The sequence below is a fragment of the bacterium genome, from assembly GCA_021372775.1.
GTDB lineage: Bacteria > Acidobacteriota > Polarisedimenticolia > J045 > J045 > JAJFTU01.
Genome location: JAJFTU010000086.1, coordinates 1 through 2,206 on the forward strand (window position 1 = coordinate 1; position 2,206 = coordinate 2,206).

Genomic DNA, 2,206 nt, shown 5'->3' on the forward strand with positions numbered 1-2,206 from the left:
GAGCGACAGTTGGTTCGGCGCGCCGGACGGCGGCCCGCTGCCGCAGCTCTTCGTCGGCCGGATCCCCGCGCGGACGCTCGCCGAGGCGGAGGGGGTCTTCAAGAAGATCGCCGACTACGAGCAGGGCGCCGCGGCGGCCGGCTCGTGGACCGGCAAGACGCTGCTCGTCGCCGAGCGCGAGGAGGCGACGTTCGTGGACGAGGCCGACGCGCTCTACGGCCGCTGGTTCTCCGGCGGGCCGCAGACGGCGACGAAGGTCTACGAGACGGTGCAGGACGAGGACTGCGTCGGATCGGGCGGCACGATGAAGAGCCGCCTGACCGCGGCCCTCAGCGCGGGCGCCGGCGTCGTCGCCTTCGCCGGCCACGGCGGCTATCAGGAGTGGGGGAAGGGCTGCACGATCTTCGAGGCCGCGGCGCCGGGGAGCGGCGACGACCTCGACGCCCTTCCCGACGGGATGCCGCTCGGCTTCCAGATCAACGCCAACTGCATCACCGGCCACTTCCCGCAGGACTCGCCGACCAGCTCGTCGGTCGATCTCTGGTACACGTTCCTCGAGTCCTGGGTGACGCGCGGGGGCAAGGGAGCGGTCGCCGGCATCGCGCCCTCGCATCTCTCGTACTCGTTCCTGCTCGACCCGATCCTCAATCCGGTCTTCGACGCGCTCTACGGCAAGCGGAAAACGCGCCTCGCCGGGGCGCTCGACTTCGCGGTCCGCGCGGAACTCGCCGCGGTCAACGACCCGGTGGCCGCGCGCTCGCTGATCTTCCAAGGGGACCCGGCGACGGTCCTCGCCGTGCCGAACCCGCCGGTCCCGCCGGGGGTCGCGCTGGCGCGCGCGGGATCCGGAACGGTCCGCGTGTCGTGGAACGCCGTGGACTGGTCGGGGCGGAGCGGCGCCGCGCGCTACCGCGTCTACCGCGCCGCGGCGGCCGCGGGGCCGTACGCGCGCGTCGCCGAGACCGCGGGCACTTCGTTCGACGACTCCGGTCTCGCGAACTGCGCGCCGGTCTACTACTACGTCGTCACGGTGGACGCCGCGGGGTTCGAGAGCGCCTGGTCGAACTTCAACGAGGACTGCGACGGCGGCGCCGGCTGCCGCACGATCGTCCCGCTGAATCCGGATCCGCCGGCGAAGGTCCTCGGCGTCGCGGCGACCGACACCCAGCAGGGCGGCGCCGTCCGCGTGACCTGGAGCGCCGCGAACCAGGCGGCCGACGTCGTGCGCTATCAGGTGGCCTGGGGCCCGACCGCGGGCGGTCCGTATCCGTCGTCGGCCGAGACGGCCGGGGCGGCGACCGAGTTCGTCGTCGGCGGTCTCGCCGACGACGCCGCGGTCCACGTCGTCGTGCGCGCCGAGACCTGCTCGGCGGTCGGTCCGGCGAGCGACGAGGCGAGCGCCGTGCCGCACCGCGTGCAGGGGATCGCGCCGCCGTCGCCGGTGCGCGACCTGCGCGTGACGAAGGTCGCGGGCACGTCGGACCTGCGGCTCGACTGGACCGTGGACGGCCTCTCGGTTTGGGGGACCACGTCGACGCCGGCCGCGGTCGAGGTCTACGGCGACCCCGCGGCCGCCTCCTTCCCGCTCGACGCGGCGCACCGCCTCGCCTCGCTCGCCGGCTCGGCCCGCTCGTGGACCGACGCGGGGGCCGCGGCGGGGACGTCGGGCCGGCGCTACACGGTCGTGGTCGTCGATGCGGCGGGGCTGCGCTCCTCCGGATCGGACCAGGCCGCGGCCGGGATCTACACGCTGCGGGTCGCGAAAGGGGCGGGCGGGGTCTCGCTGAGCTGGACGACGCCGACGACCGGCCTCGACGGGCGGCCGATTGTCGTCGCCGGGTTCGAGCTCCACGGCGCGGCCGCGCCCTTGTCGCGCGCCGCCTGCGGTCCGGCGAACCTCGTCGCGACGCTTCCCGCGACGGCCGTCTCGGCCGCCGAGCCGCTTCCGGCCGGCGCGACGTTCTTCTGGCAGCTTCTCGCCGTCGATCCGTACGGCGCCCTCTCGACCTGGTAAGGGAAGCGGTCGGGAGGGCGGGGGGATAAACTGCACGACGCGGCAGGCGTCCCCCCATCCCGCTTGCCCGCTTGTTCGCCCAATCGGTCCGCAGCGGTCCTCACGAGAGCCGCACGCGCCACCGGCCACGCGCCCCGAGGAGCGGCCACATGGCTGAATTCCGCGTCAAAGAGCACCCGATTCTGCCCGTGC

At 74.3% G+C, this 2,206-nt stretch carries 1 protein-coding gene; it reads left to right on the forward strand.

What is annotated here, in order from left to right; genetic code table 11:
• Nucleotides 1–2,014 (forward strand): C25 family cysteine peptidase (locus LLG88_03260; GenBank protein MCE5245925.1); only part of this gene is annotated, 2,014 nt, incomplete at its 5' end.
• Nucleotides 2,015–2,206 lie beyond the last annotated feature (192 nt).